General features: G+C 68.1%; 12 protein-coding genes. 4 read left to right on the top strand and 8 right to left on the bottom strand.

The window, feature by feature from the left end; translation table 11 throughout:
- Window positions 1–131 precede the first annotated feature (131 nt).
- Window positions 132–554: a nuclear transport factor 2 family protein gene (locus BUE30_RS13485; RefSeq protein ID WP_073331695.1), complete on the top strand. Its 423-nt coding sequence runs from the start codon at window positions 132–134 to the stop codon at window positions 552–554.
- A 67-nt stretch (window positions 555–621) separates the two neighbouring features.
- On the opposite strand, the gene BUE30_RS13480 is transcribed toward BUE30_RS13485, so the two are convergent.
- The 7 genes from BUE30_RS13480 to BUE30_RS13450 all read right to left on the bottom strand — a co-directional run bounded on the left by BUE30_RS13480 (window position 622) and on the right by BUE30_RS13450 (window position 9,394).
- Window positions 622–1,779, bottom strand: coding sequence for a Gfo/Idh/MocA family protein (locus tag BUE30_RS13480; RefSeq protein ID WP_073331691.1), 1,158 nt, complete (start codon window positions 1,777–1,779; stop codon window positions 622–624).
- A 5-nt stretch (window positions 1,780–1,784) separates the two neighbouring features.
- Window positions 1,785–2,522 (bottom strand): sugar phosphate isomerase/epimerase family protein, encoded by a 738-nt coding sequence (locus BUE30_RS13475; protein WP_073331687.1) that lies wholly within the window; start codon window positions 2,520–2,522, stop codon window positions 1,785–1,787.
- Window positions 2,523–2,537: 15 nt separating this feature from the next.
- A complete protein-coding gene (locus tag BUE30_RS13470) occupies window positions 2,538–4,958 on the bottom strand; it encodes a beta-mannosidase (protein WP_073331684.1) in 2,421 nt (806 codons plus the stop codon).
- The gene (locus tag BUE30_RS13465; RefSeq protein ID WP_073331681.1) at window positions 4,955–6,040 is read right to left on the bottom strand and encodes an ABC transporter ATP-binding protein; all 1,086 of its coding nucleotides are present in this window, start codon (window positions 6,038–6,040) and stop codon (window positions 4,955–4,957) included. The genes BUE30_RS13470 and BUE30_RS13465 overlap by 4 nt, the downstream gene beginning before the upstream one ends.
- 88 nt (window positions 6,041–6,128) lie before the next feature.
- Entirely contained in the window at window positions 6,129–7,076 is a 948-nt protein-coding gene (locus BUE30_RS13460) for a carbohydrate ABC transporter permease (RefSeq protein WP_212590723.1), read from the bottom strand.
- A gap of 7 nt (window positions 7,077–7,083) precedes the next feature.
- Window positions 7,084–8,028: a carbohydrate ABC transporter permease gene (locus BUE30_RS13455; protein ID WP_073331675.1), complete on the bottom strand. Its 945-nt coding sequence runs from the start codon at window positions 8,026–8,028 to the stop codon at window positions 7,084–7,086.
- Window positions 8,029–8,155: 127 nt separating this feature from the next.
- Window positions 8,156–9,394, bottom strand: a complete 1,239-nt coding sequence (locus BUE30_RS13450) for an ABC transporter substrate-binding protein (RefSeq protein ID WP_212590721.1) — start codon at window positions 9,392–9,394, stop codon at window positions 8,156–8,158.
- Window positions 9,395–9,548: 154 nt separating this feature from the next.
- Between BUE30_RS13450 and BUE30_RS13445 the strand changes: the two genes are divergently transcribed.
- The 3 genes from BUE30_RS13445 to BUE30_RS13435 are packed head-to-tail and all read left to right on the top strand — an operon-like array spanning window position 9,549 to window position 12,797.
- Window positions 9,549–10,568, top strand: a complete 1,020-nt coding sequence (locus tag BUE30_RS13445; protein WP_073331673.1) for a LacI family transcriptional regulator — start codon at window positions 9,549–9,551, stop codon at window positions 10,566–10,568.
- Between the two features lie 40 nt (window positions 10,569–10,608).
- Window positions 10,609–11,667 (top strand): sugar phosphate isomerase/epimerase family protein, encoded by a 1,059-nt coding sequence (locus BUE30_RS13440; RefSeq protein ID WP_073331670.1) that lies wholly within the window; start codon window positions 10,609–10,611, stop codon window positions 11,665–11,667.
- A complete protein-coding gene (locus BUE30_RS13435) occupies window positions 11,664–12,797 on the top strand; it encodes a Gfo/Idh/MocA family protein (RefSeq protein WP_244526363.1) in 1,134 nt (377 codons plus the stop codon). Before BUE30_RS13440 ends, BUE30_RS13435 begins: the two co-directional genes overlap by 4 nt.
- Before the next feature lie 101 nt (window positions 12,798–12,898).
- Here BUE30_RS13435 and BUE30_RS13430 read toward each other — a convergent pair whose 3' ends face one another.
- On the bottom strand, window positions 12,899–13,429 hold the full coding sequence (locus BUE30_RS13430; protein ID WP_073331667.1) for a dihydrofolate reductase family protein: 531 nt from the start codon (window positions 13,427–13,429) through the stop codon (window positions 12,899–12,901).
- Window positions 13,430–13,469: the final 40 nt, after the last annotated feature.

The following is a 13,469-nucleotide window of genomic DNA, read 5'->3' as shown; positions in this document are numbered from 1 at the left end:
GGGCTGGACCCGGTGCCTCGTCCGCCGGTCCCCCATCCGCCCCTGCCCGGATTTCCGCCGGGCCGGCGGTGCCGGGCTGGAAATCCGTCCCTCGCGCCCCATCCTCTACCACCATAGGAGGAGCCAGAGAGATGACACCGGATCCGAAGTCTTTCGTCGCCGATTGGCAGGCCGCATGGAACAGCTACGACATGCCGCGCCTCATGGCCCACTTCCGCCCCGACATCGTCTACCGCTCGCCCCAAGCCGAAACGATCTGTGGAAACGGCGAGGTGCGCGGCATCCAGGCGCTGACCGCCTATTGGTGCGCCACGCTCGAGCGCGACCCTGATCAGGAGGTCGAGGTGCTGGACGTGTTCACGGGGTTCGAGACGATCGTGATCGTCTGGCGCGACCGGGGCGGGCCGCCCGTGGCCGAGAGCTTCCATTTCGACGAGAACGGGGCGATCGACGTCGCCGCCGCCTGCCCCCGCACCGGCCCCATCGACGCGCGCCCGGGGATCCCGCTCGGCAGCATGGCGACGCCGCAGGCCGCGACGCGCCTGCCCGCCTGACGGACCTTCCGAAACGGAACGGGGCGGGAATGATCCCGCCCCGTCCGCACTCACGACAGGATACTCGTCACTTCTCCGGCGGCTCGACCGGGACCAGCAGGTCCTGCGCCTCTTCGGGCGACAGCGCCGCCGGGCGCTCGCAGGTCGTCGTCATCTCGATCACCTGGCGGCTTTCGCCCGCTTCGAGGATCTTGGTCATCACCTCGACCACGTGCAGCGCGAAATCGAGATTGCAGCGATGCTCGCGGCCTTCCTCGATCGCCTGGGCCATGTCGGCAAGACCCGCGCATCGGTAGTTCGCCAGCGCCCGCTCCTCGATCCGGTGGATCTGGTTGGCGACGCCGAACGGGTGGTCGCGCCGCTCGACCTTGTCGCGCTTGGTGCCGGGGCCCTGGAACTCGACATCGTCGCCGAAGAAGTTCGGGTCGGGCACGAAGAGCGAGCCGTCCTCGCCGTAGATCTCGATCGGATCGTGGCCGTGGGCCCAGACGTCCCAGCTGGCGGACAGCGTGACGACCGCGCCCTGCGCGAATTCCAGGATCGCGTGGACGTTGGTCGGCGTCGTCACCTCCAGCTCCTCGCCGAGGCGGGGGCCGTTGCCGATGATGCGCTTCTCGATGGTCGTGTTCGCGATGCCCTGCACCCGCTTCACCGGGCCGATCAGCTGGACGAGATCGCTGATGTAGTAGGGGCCGAGGTCGAGGACGGGGCCGGCGCCAGGCTTGTAGAAGAAGTCCGGGTTCGGGTGCCAGTGCTCCATCCCGTGGTTCATCACGTGGGCCGAGCCGCCGACGACCTTGCCGATCTTGCCCTCGTCGATCAGGGCGCGGGCGAGCTGGTGCGACCCGCCGAGCCAGGTGTCGGGGGCGGAGCCGACGCGCAGGTTCTTCTCGGTGGCGATGCGGCGCAGTTCCTCGCCCTCTTCGAGCGACAGGACGAAGGGCTTCTCGGAATAGACGTGCTTGCCCGCCTCGAGAATGCGCTTCGACACTTGGTAATGCGCATCCGGGATGGTGAGGTTCACCACCACGTCGATGTCCTCCGCGGCGAGGAGGTCATCGACGCTCATCGCGCGAACGCCGTACTTGTCGGCCCGCTTTTGCGCGGCCGCCATGTTGATGTCGGCCACCGCGCGGATCTCCAGCGCGCGGAACGAGGGGGCGAGGCCCAGATAGCTGACGGAGATGTTGCCGCATCCGATGATGCCGACGCCGATCTTGCTCATGATGTTCAGTTCCAGCCTTTGACGGTCGCCAGCGAGCGCGTCGCGAAGCGTTCGTGATCGTTCGGGTTGTCGTGCTCCAGCACGTAATGGGTGATGCCGGCGGCATCGAGGACGGGCTTGATGCTGCCCCAGTCCATCGTGCCGTGACCCACATCGGCCCAGCCGCCCTCGTCCGTCGCCTCGCCCTCGGGGGCGATGTCCTTGACGTGAACGGCGCTGATGCGGCTGGCATACTTGTCGATCCAGGCCACCGGGCTCTGTCCGCCGCGCTTGACCCAGCCGAGGTCGAGCTCGAGATCCACGCCGGCCTCGGCGATCAGATCGAGCGGTGTGATCCCGCCCAGATCGGCCAGTTCGAAATCGTGGTTGTGCCATCCATAGGCGAGGCCCGCGTCACGGATCGGCTTGCCCGCCTCGGCGAGCCGCTTGGCGAAGGCTTCCCAGCCCTCGCGGTCGTCCGGGCGCTGGTCGGGCATCAGGAACGGCACGAAGACCTTCTTCACGCCGCAATCCTTCGCAAGCTTGATCGTCTGGTCCGGGTCGCCCTCGACCATGTCGAGGCCGAAATGCCCGGACGGCATCGCCATGTCGTTGGCCTTCAGCAGGTCGACCAGCTCGCCGGGATTGGCGAAGAGCGCGCCGTAGCCCTCGACGGCGGAATAGCCCGCGGCCTTGAGCATCTTGAGCGTGTCCTCGAGCGGCCAGTTCCGCGAGCAATAAAGCTGGTATGCGATGGTTGGCATCGGGGGGGACTCCTTTCAGGTGTCGTGACGTCGTCCGGCCATGGTGGCCGAATGCAGGTGCCGCAGCGTGAAGTCCGGGCGGGCGCCCGGATCGCGCGGGGTGAAGGTCAGCCGGGCCGTGTGGCCGGGGCCGAGATGGATGGCGTTGTCGCTCCACCGGCCCGGCACGTCGGCCTCGGCCGTGAGGTAGAAGGCCATCGCCTCGGCCGTGAGGGCGAGGGTGAAGGTGCCGTCCGTCTCCTCGACCTCCATCCGGGCCTTCGGGTCCGGCAGGTCGTAGGTCTTCCACGGGCGGGGGGCGTAGATGTCGCCCCCCTTGGCAGCGCCGGCCGTCCAGCCGAAGGACAGCACTTCGCCCTCCTTCAGCGCGGAGCGGTCGATTTCGGCCAGCACGCTGGCGTCGCCGCCGACTTCCGCCCGCCCGGTCGCGATCTCGCGGATCGATCCGTCCAGCGACAGGGCCCAGGCAGTGACCGAGAACTCCGCCGCGTCGGGATCGTCGTTGACCGCGACGAGCTGCACCTGACCGTCCTTCGGCTTCGCGATGACGGTCTTCGGCGCGTAGAAATGCCGGGCGTGGTGGTGCAGCACCTTCCACACGCCGCCATGATCGAGCGAGGACCACGAACAGACGGGCCAGGTGTCGTTCAGCTGCCAGTAGAGCGTGCCCATGCAATGCGGCCGCAGCGCGCGCCACGAGGTGACGGCGGTCTTGATCGCCATCGCCTGCTGGACCTGGCTCAGCCAGACGAAATCCTCGAACCTCTCGGGCCAGCGGAAATAGCGGAACATCGTCGCCGCGATCCGCTCGTTCCCGCCCTCGTTCTTCTGGTGGCTCTCGAAGACGGGGGCGCCGATGTTCCAGTCCTCGGGGCCGGCGAAGGTGCGGATGACCTCCATCGACGGATAGGACTGGAAGCCGAACTCGCTGCAGAAGCGCGGCTGCACGTCGTGGTAATGCTCGAAATCCCGGTTCTCGTGCCAGACGGACCAGAAATGCATGTCGCCCGAGCTGTCGTCGTGCCAGGCGTCGCCGAAGGACATCGGCCCCGGGGACGGCGACGAGGGCCACCAGTTCGCGCGCGGATCGGCCTCTGTCAGGGCCTGCTCGATCGTGTGGTTCAGCCGGTCGTAGCTGACGAGGTAGCGGTCCCGGTCGGCCCGGCTCTCGTCGTACCAGGTCAGCGCGCCGACCAGCTCGTTGTCCCCGCACCAGAGCGCGAGGCAGGCATGGTGCTGGATCCGCGCGACCTGCTCCGCCACCTCGTCTGCCACCTGCGACAGGAAATCAGGGGTGGAGGGGTAGAGCGAGCACGCGAACATCAGATCCTGCCAGACCATCAGCCCGAGCTCGTCGCAGAGGTCGTAGAACCAGTCCGGCTCGTAGCGCCCGCCGCCCCAGACCCGGATCATGTTCATGTTCGCGTCTACGGCCGATTGCAGCAGGTCGCGCACGCCGTCCCGCGTGATCCGGCCCGCCAGCGCATCGGCGGGGATCCAGTTCGCGCCCTTGGCGAAGACGTCGCGCCCGTTCACGCGGAAGCCGAAGCTGCGGCCCGCCGCGTCGGGGGCCGAGACCAGCTCGACGCTGCGCAGGCCGATACGGCGGGTCGCGGTCACCCCGCGCACGGTGACGGTCAGGTCGTGGAGCGGCTGCGCCCCCTGCCCGGCCGGCCACCACAGGTCCGGCGCCTCGACGATGAGGCGCGCCTCGGCGCGGCCGTCGACGACCACCCCCTCGGCGGTCGAGCCGCAGAGCGCGATCTCGACGCTCTCGCCCTCCGCATGGGCGGCGCCGACCGCGACCGTCACGGCGACCGCGCCGTCGCGGTGCTGCTGCCAGACGCGGATCGTGTCGATGCGCGGCGTCCCCGCGGGCTCCAGCGCGACGCGCCCGTAGACCCCGAACGTGGCGAGCGCGATGTTCCAGTCCCAGCCGTAATCGCAATGCGGCTTGCGGATCAGGTTGCCGAAGGGAATCGGGCAGTTCTTGGTCTGCGGCACCGGGAAGGGCAGCCCCTCCGCCACCTCGCGCCCGGCCTCGACCGGCGAGCGGAAGCGGATGGCGATCTCGTGCTCTCCGGCCTCCAGCGGCCCGAGCGGGATGCGGTGCGCGGCAAAGGCGTTGCGCATCTCGCCCACCGGCCGGCCGTCGATCCGCACTTCGGCGATCGTGTCGACCTCGGACAGGACGAGATCGACGTCCGACCCGTCATGGGTAAAGCGACGGGTCGCGATCCAGTCGCGCTCGCAGACCCAGCGGCACTCGTATTCGTTGCGGCCCCGATAGGGCTCGGGCAGGTGCCCGGCGCGGACGAGGGCGGTGATCCCGTCCTCGCCCGGCAGCGAGATGTCGCAGGCGTGCTCGCCGCCCACGTCCGTCAGGGCCCAGGTGCCGGTCAGGTCGACCGTCCCGGGGCGTTCGATATAGGTCAAAGTCGTGTCTCGTCCGATGCGTCGAAGAGGGAGGCCCGGGAGGGGTCGATGCCGATCGGCAGCCTCTCGCCGGGCTTCACGCGGGCGTTGCCGTCCATCCGCAGGCGGAAGGGCCGGTCGCCCATGTTGCCCCAGACCAGCGTGTCCGAACCCATCGGCTCGACCACGTCCACGAGGATCTCGGACTTGACCGGCGCGCCCTGCACCAGCTCGCCGGTGATGACGTGCTCGGGCCGGATGCCGATCGTGGCCTTGCGGTCCGCCACCTTGGGCGCGGCGAACTCGTAGCCGGTCATCGGCATGACCAGGTCGCCGCGCTTGAAGACGTGGTTCTCCAGGTGGCCGTCGAGGAAGTTCATCGAGGGCGAGCCGATGAAGTCGGCGACGTACTTGTTGCGCGGGCGGTTGTAGATCTCGTCGGGGGTCGAGAGCTGCATGATCTGCCCGCCCTTCATGATCGCGATCCGGTCGGCCAGCGTCATCGCCTCCACCTGGTCGTGGGTGACGTAGATCATCGTGTTCTCGAGCTGCTGGTGCAGGCGCTTGAGCTCCACCCGCAGGTCGGCGCGCAGCTTGGCGTCGAGGTTCGAGAGCGGCTCGTCGAACAGGAACACGTCCACGTCGCGGACCAGGGCCCGGCCGATCGCGACGCGCTGGCGCTGGCCGCCCGACAGGGCGCCCGGCTTGCGGTCGAGCAGCGGCTGGATCTGCAGGATCTCGGCCGCGCGGTTCACGCGCTTCTCGATCTCAGCCTTGGGCACCTTGGCGTTCTTGAGGCCGAAGCTCAGGTTCCCGCGCACCGTCATCTGGGGATAGAGCGCGTAGGACTGGAACACCATGCCGATGCCGCGGTCCGACGGCTCGGCCCAGGTCACGTTCCGGCCCTTGATGAAGATCTGTCCGTCCGTCGGCTCCAGCAGGCCCGCGATGCAGTTCAGCAGGGTGGACTTGCCGCAGCCGGACGAGCCGAGAAGCACCAGGAACTCGCCCTCGTGGATGTCGAGGTTCAGGTCCTGCAGCACCTTCACCGCGCCGAAATCGAGGTCGAGATGCCGGATCTCGACGGAATGTTGCTCTGCCATTGTTCCTTGTCCCTCCCGGGGTGGCGGCCTTCGGGCCGCCCTTGATCTTGTGCCGATGGGGCGCCCGCCGGGGGCGCCCCGCCTCCCGTCAGCCCTTCACCGCGCCGGCGGCGATGCCGCGCACGAAGAGCTTGCCCGATACGAAGTAGATGAACAGCGGCACCAGGCCCGTCAGCAGCGTCGCCGCCATGTTGACGTTGTATTCCTTGATGCCCTGCACCGAGTTGACGATGTTGTTGAGCTGCACCGTCATCGGGTAGCTGTCGGCCCGCGTGTAGACGACCCCGAAGAGGAAGTCGTTCCAGATGCCCGTCACCTGCAGGATCATCGCGACCACCAGGATCGGCAGCGACATCGGCAGCATGATCCGGAACAGGATGCCCCAGAAGCCCGCCCCGTCGACCCGCGCGGCCTTGAACAGCTCGTCCGGGATCGACGCGAAGTAGTTGCGGAACAGCAGCGTCAGGATCGGCATGCCGAAGACGGAATGGACGAGGACGAGACCGGTCAGCGAGCCGAAGAGCTGGACGCCCAGCGTGTTGCCCACCTCGCGCAGCATGATGACGATCGGGTAGAGCATCACCTGGTAGGGGATGAACGCCCCCACGATCAGGATCGTGAAGAACAGGTCCGAGCCTTTGAACTTCCACTTCGACAGCGTGTAGCCCGAGATGCAGGCGATCGTGATCGACAGGATCACCGAGGGGATCAGGATCCGGACGGAGTTCCAGAAGCCCCGGGACAGGCCCTCGCAGTTCACGCCCGTGCAGGCCTCGGCCCAGGCCTTTACCCAGGGCTGGAAGGTGATCTCCATCGGCGGGGCGAAGACGTTGCCGGCCCGGATCTCGGGCATGCCCTTCAGCGACGTGACGATCATCACGTAGAGCGGCAGCAGGTAGTAGAGCGAGACGACGAGGAGCGTCCCGTAGAGGATGATGTTGCCGCGGCTGAGGGCCCTTTTCGGGCGCGCGCCCCGCGGTCCGCTGTCGAGACGGCGCCGGACCGGGTCCTCGGCCGCCTTGACCGTGTTGAGCATACCGATGTCAGACACGCTTCTTCCTCCCGCCGAATTCGAGGAACGCCCATGGGACGAGGATGATGACCACGCCCAGCAGCATCATCGAGGACGCCGCGAAGCCCTGGCCCAGGTTCTGGCCGCCGAACATGGCGGTCATCACGTATTTCGCCGGCACTTCCGAGCTGATGCCCGGCCCGCCCGAGGTCTGCGCCACGACGAGATCGTAGAGCTTGATGATGCCGGACGCGATCAGCACGACCGAGGTGACGAAGACCGGGCGCATCATCGGGATGATGACCTGCACGTAGGTCTTGACCGTGCCGATCCCGTCGACGCGCGTCGCCTTCCAGATGTCCTCGTCGATGCCGCGCAGGCCGGCCAGCATGATGCACATGATGAGGCCCGTGCCCTGCCAGAGGCCGGCGATCAGCAGGCCGTACATGACGATGTCGGGGTTGTTCAGCGGGTTGAAGGTGAAGCTTTCCCAGCCGAGCGAGCGGACCACGCCCTGCACGCCGTAATCGGGGTTCAGGATCCACTGCCAGACAAGGCCCGTCACGATGAAGGACAGCGCGAACGGGTAGAGGAAGATGGTGCGGAACACCGCCTCGCCCCGGATCTTGCGGTCCAGCATCGCGGCGAGGGTGAAGCCGATCACCAGCGTGAAGATGAGGCTGAGAAAGCCGTAGAGGGCGAGGTTCTGGATCGAGACGATCCACTTGGTCGTGGACCAGAGCCGGTCGTACTGCTCCAGCCCGACCCAGTCGAGGCGCGGCAGCAGGCCCGAGGAGGTGAACGAGTAGACCACGGTCCAGATCGTCCCGCCGAGGAACACGACGACGGCGGTCAGCGCCATCGGCGTCAGCGCCAGCTTGGGCATGAGGTTGCGGAAGAGCCGCATCGGCTTCTTCGCGCTCGCGGGCCGGTCGGCCACGCGGTCGTCCGTTGCGGTGGTATCGGCGATCGCCATGTCCCCTCCCTCTCGGAAAACGGCCCCTCCCGGGCCGGTTGACGCAGCGGTACGCACCGCCTGCGACGGACAGGACGGGCCCCGCCGAGGGGGCCCGTCCGTTGTCTTCAGAACCCCGTGAGGGCGATCAGCTCGCGCTCTCGATGATCTGGGCGTACTGCTCCTGCACGTCCGCGGGGGTCATGCTGGTGTCGTTCCAGAACTGGGTCATCAGGTCGTTGAGCTGGGTGATCGTGTCGGGCGACAGCAGCTCGTTGCCCGAGGGCAGCGTCTGGCCGGCCGCCAGCAGGTCGAGACCCTTCTGCGTGCACTCGTTGACCGTGGTCAGGTCGACATCGCCGCGGATCGGGAGCGAGCCCTTGGCGGAGTTGAACGCAACCTGCACTTCCGGAGAGAGCAGCAGCGCGGCCAGTTCCTTCTGGGCGGCTTCCATTTCCGGATCGCCGGTCACCGGGAAGAAGAACGCGTCGCCGCCGGTGTCGAGCACCGCGACCTCGCCGAGACCCGGCAGGCAGGAATAATCCTCGCCCGCGACCTCACCGGCCAGAGCGAACTCGCCCTGCGCCCAGTCGCCCATGATCTGCGCCGCGGCCGTGTCCTCGATCACCGCGTTGGTGGCCTGGTTCCAGTCCTGGACCTGCAGGCCGGCCGAATAGTCGCGGGCGGCGCCGAAGGCCTCGAACACGCGGGCATATTCGGGGCCGCGGGCGACCTCGGCGTCCTTGTCGCGGTTCACCGCGAGCCAGGCTTCCTCGCCGGCCAGCGCGATCGCCATCACGCCGAACGAGCCGTTCTGCTGCCACGCCTGACCGCCCATGGCGAGCGGGGTGATCCCGGCCTCTTCCAGCGCGGGCACGGTCTCGACGAACTCGGTCCAGCTCTGCGGAACCTCGACGCCGGCCGTCTCGAACGCGGCGTTCGACAGCCACATCCACTGCCAGGAGTGGATGTTGACGGGGGCGCAGTAGACGCGGCCGTCATAGGTGCAGGCCTCGAGCAGGGACGGCGGATTGATGATCTCGGCCCAGTTCTGCTCCTCGGCCACGTCGGTGAGATCGAGCAGCAGGCCGGCCTCGACCAGCTCCTCGGCCTGGCGGCCGTGGTTGAACTGGAAGGCGGCCGGCGGATCGCCACCGATGATCCGCGACACCATGACCGGGCGGGCCACGTCGCCGCCGCCGGCGATCGCGCCGTCGAGCCAGGTGTTGTCGGTGTTGTTGTTCAGCGCCTCGGCGAACTGGGCGACTGCCGCGGCTTCGCCGCCGGACGTCCACCAGTGCATCACCTCCATCTCGACCGCGTTCGCGGCCGTGGCGGAAGCGGCCACGATGGCCGTCGCACCAAGCATCTTCGTGGTGAGTTTCACGATCTACATCCTCCCTAGACTAAATCGTTGTAGACATGCCTATATCGATTTAGAAAAGGCTGGCAAGTCACAATCTTTCACGGATGCGACGCCGGGCGACAGGACCGTGGAGGACGGTCCGGACGCCTGTATCCATAGGGGGGAACGACACCGGATGCCCGAGGGCACACGACCCGAGGCCCTGCAGGCCAAGCCGACGCTGAAGACGATTTCGGCGTTGACCGGCCTTGCCGTGCCGACGGTCAGCCGCGCGCTGAACGACGCCCCCGACATCGGCGCCGAGACGAAGGAGAGGGTGCGCCGGATCGCCGCCGAGATCGGCTACGTGCCGAACCGGGCCGGGGTCCGGCTGCGGACCGGGCGCACCAACGTCATCAGCCTCGTGATGTCGACCGAGCACGAGCAGATGACCCATACGGCGCGGCTCATCTCCTCGCTCGCCGGGGCGCTGCGGGGCACGCCCTTCCACCTCATCATGACGCCGTATTTCCCGGACGAGGATCCGATGAAGCCGATCCGCTACATCGTCGAGAACCGCTCGGCCGACGCGCTCGTCTTCAACCAGATCAAGCCCGAGGACGAGCGCGTCGCCTTCCTGCTCGACCGTGGATTCCCCTTTGCCACGCATGGCCGCACGATCTGGAGCGACCGGCACGGCTGGGCCGATTACGACAACGCGGCCTATGGCCGGCTCGCCATCCGCGCGCTGGTCGAGCGGGGGCGCCGCAACGTGGTTCTGATCGCGCCGCCGCGCGACCAGACCTATGCCCAGGCGATGATCGAGGGATTCCTCGCCGCCGCGGCGGAGGCGGGGATCAGGGCCACGCTGCTGGACGAGGCCAGTTCCGACGAGGATCAGGACAAGGTCGGACTCGCAGTCGCCGCCCGCCTCGCCGCCGACCCCACCATCGACGGCCTCGCCTCCGGATCGACCAAGGCCGCGATGGCCGCCGTCGCGGGCATGGAGGCAGAGGGATTCGACGTGGGCACCGATGTCGACATCGTCGCCAAGGAGGCCTTTCCGATCCTCAAGGCGTTCCGCAGCCGGATCCTCGTCGTGACCGAGAACGTCCGCGAGACCGGAGACTTCCTCGCGCAGGCGGCGATCCGCGCGATCCGGTTTCCCGGCGAGCCGCCCTTGCATCATCTCGAGGTTCCGACAGAGTTCGCCTGATTCGGAATCCGGGCCAATCCGACCAGTAACGGAGACTTCCATGACACAGACCCAGATCAAGGGGCCGGCGATCTTCCTCGCCCAGTTCGCGGGGGATGCGGCGCCGTTCAACTCGCTGCCCTCCATCGCGAAATGGGCCGGCGATCTCGGCTACAAGGGCGTGCAGATCCCGGCCTGGGACGCCCGGTTCATCGACATCGCGAAAGCGGCGGAGTCGAAGGATTACTGCGACGAGATCAAGGGACAGTGCGCCGAGGGCGGCGTCGAGGTGACCGAACTGTCGACCCACCTGATCGGCCAGCTCGTCGCGGTGAACCCGGTCTACGACGACGCGTTCGACGCCTTCGCCCCGTCCCATCTCCACGGCAAGCCGAAGGACCGTCAGGCCTGGGCCGTCGACATGATGAAGAAGACGGCGCAGGCCTCGGCCAACATGGGCCTGTCGCACACGGTCAGCTTCACCGGCTCGCTCGCCTTCCCGTTCCTCTACCCCTGGCCGCAGCGGCCCGCGGGCCTGATCGAGGAGGCCTTCGCCGAGCTCGGCCGCCGCTGGACGCCGATCCTCGATCACTACGCCGATCTCGGCCAGGACATCGGTTACGAGATCCATCCCGGCGAGGACGTGTTCGACGGCGCGACCTACGAGATGTTCGTCGATGCCTGCGGCGGCCATGTCGCGGCGACGATCAACTACGATCCCAGCCACTTCCTGCTGCAGCAGATGGACTACCTCGCCTTCATCGACCTCTACCACGACCGGATCACGGCCTTTCACGTCAAGGATGCCGAGTTCAATCCGGACGGCCGGCAAGGCGTCTATTCGGGCTACCAGGGCTGGACCAACCGCGCGGGGCGCTTCCGCAGCCTCGGCGACGGGCAGGTCGATTTCGGCGCGATCTTCTCCAAGCTCACGCAGTACGGCTACGACAGCTGGGCCGTCCTGGAATGGGAATGCTGCATCAAGAGCGCCGAGCAGGGCGCGGCGGAGGGCGCGCCCTTCATCGCCTCGCACCTGATCGAGGCGCCGAAGACGGCCTTCGACGACTTCGCCGGCGGCGAGCGGGACGAGGCCCAGATCAAGAGGATGCTCGGACTATGAGCAACGCACACGACCCGATCCGTCTCGGCATGGTGGGCGGCGGACAGGGCGCCTTCATCGGCGGCGTCCACCGCATCGCCAGCCGCATCGACGACCGCTTCCGCCTCGTCGCCGGGGCGCTGTCCTCCAACGCCGAGCGCGCCAGCGCCTCGGCCGAGGAACTCGGCATCGCGCCCGATCGCAGCTACGCCTCGTTCGAGGAGATGGCGAAGGCAGAGGCCGCCCGCGAGGACGGCATCGAGGCGGTCTCCATCGTGACCCCGAACCACATGCACGCCGCCCCGGCCATCGCCTTCCTCGAGGCGGGGATCCACGTGATCTGCGACAAGCCGCTCGCCGCCACGCCCGAGGATGCCCGACGCATCGAGGAGGCGGTGAAGGCGTCGAAGGCGCGGTTCTTCCTGACGCACAACTATACCGGCTATCCGCTGATCCGGCAGGCCCGCCAGATGGTGGCGAACGGCGATCTCGGCGAGATCCGTCTCATCAACGCCGAGTACCTGCAGGACTGGATGGCCGAGAGCGGGGTGGAGAGCAGCGGCAACAAGCAGGCCGAATGGCGCACGGATCCGGCGAAGTCCGGCGCGGGCGCCATCGGCGACATCGGCACCCACGCGCTCAACCTCGCCACCTTCGTCACCGGCAAGGCACCGACCAAGCTGGCCTGCGAGCTGCAGAGCTTCGGAGAGGGGCGCCGCGTCGACGACAACGCGCATATCCTGCTGCATTTCGAGGGCGGCGCGCGGGGCACGCTCTGGTGCTCTCAGGTCGCGATCGGCAACGAGAACGGCGTCCGCCTGCGCGTCTACGGCACCAAGGGCGGGATCGAGTGGCACCAGGAGAACCCGAACCAGCTGTTCTACACCCCGATCGGTGAGCCGACGCGGCGCCTGACGCGCGGCGGCGCGGGGCTGGGCTCGGGCGGTGGCGACTGGACGCGGATTCCGCCGGGCCATCCCGAGGGCTATCTCGAGGGCTTCGCCAATCTCTACACCGATGTCGCCGACGCGATCCGGGGCCGCGGCGACGCCGCGCTGGTGCCGGACATCGCCTCGGGGCTGGAGGGGATGTGGTTCATCGACGCCTGCCAGCGCTCGTCGCAGGCGGACGGGGCCTGGATCGACCGCTAGGTCCGGCCACGCCTTCGGGACCGGGGGCTGCGCGCCCCCGGACCCCGCGCGGTATTTGTATCCCTGCGAAGGGGGGAGGGGCGCGCGTCCCCCTTCGGCGGTCAGGAGGGGGCGTAGCGCAGCAGGACGACGCCGCCCGGCATCTCCTCGTGCGAGAGCAGGCGCAGCTGCGGGCTCCAGCCGGCGAAGAAGGGGGTGCCGCCCCCGGTGACGACGGGATGCAGGTAGAGCCGGATCTCGTCGATAAGGCCCGCCTCGCCCAGCGCGCGGGCCAGAACGGTGCCCCCCACCTCGATCCCGCCCTTTCTTTCGGCCTTCAGCCGGCGCGCGGCGGCGACCGCGTCTCCCCCGAGGAGGGTGGCGTTCGGCCCCACCTCCTCCAGCGTCGCGGAGGCCACCCACTTGGGAACGGCGCGCCAGGCGGCCGCGAAGGCGCGTTCGTCCGGGCCCCAATCCGCCCGATCCTCGTCCCAGTAGCGCATGATCCCGTAGAGGCCGCGCCCGTACAGGCTGCCGGCCAGCCCCGCCGTCTGCTCGATGAAATGGCGGAAGAGCCCGGGCCCCGGCGCGAAGGCATCGTGGTCGACATGGCCGTCAAGAGAGACGTTCATCCCGTAGAACAAGGTGGCCATTCCGCGACTCCGCACGATGACTCGTGGGCGAGGCTAGGCC

The organism is Wenxinia saemankumensis, assembly GCF_900141735.1.
GTDB lineage: Bacteria > Pseudomonadota > Alphaproteobacteria > Rhodobacterales > Rhodobacteraceae > Wenxinia > Wenxinia saemankumensis.
Note: the sequence above shows the minus strand (reverse complement) of the source record. Positions and strands in the feature narration are given on the sequence as shown.